1 protein-coding gene is annotated in these 516 nt (G+C 22.3%); it reads left to right on the top strand.

The window, feature by feature from the left end; genetic code table 4:
• Window positions 1-28: 28 nt before the first annotated feature.
• Window positions 29-516 (top strand): hypothetical protein (locus M0D11_RS06500; protein WP_252321184.1); only part of this gene is annotated, 488 nt, incomplete at its 3' end.

Below are 516 nucleotides of genomic sequence, written 5' to 3'. Positions count from 1 at the left end.
AAATTAGAAGAATTACAGGAATAATATTATGAATAAAGAATTTACTTATTTACATGAAATTAGTTATTGATTATTAAATAAAAGTGACTTTACACATAGTGAATATAATTTAAGTGGAAGTCGTTATTCAAGTAAAACATATAGTATTGCAGAAGAATTAGCAATATTAATTGCTATTTCAATTAAAGTTAATAAATCAATTGCTATATATTGTTTTAGAAAATTAAATAAAGATATTAATGAATTAACAAAAGAAATTGATGAAGCATTAATTAATATTGGTTTTGATTATAAAGATTTTAATTTAAAATATCCAAATAAACAAGCAGATTTTCGTTTTAAAGGTAGTAAATCATTTATTAGAGTTATGGGTGTATATAGTAATAGTAATGATAGAATACCACTTAAAGGGCTTTCTAGAAGTGAAATAAAAGGTTTTGATTTAGCAATTGAATGATGTGAAGAAGCAAATGAATTTAGTCAAGCAGAATTTCAAGCAATTACATTTGCATTAGG

Origin of the sequence: Spiroplasma endosymbiont of Lariophagus distinguendus, assembly GCF_023846195.1 — a bacterium.
In the GTDB taxonomy this organism is placed as follows: Bacteria; Bacillota_I; Bacilli_A; order Mycoplasmatales; family VBWQ01; genus Spiroplasma_E.
Note: the sequence above shows the minus strand (reverse complement) of the source record. Positions and strands in the feature narration are given on the sequence as shown.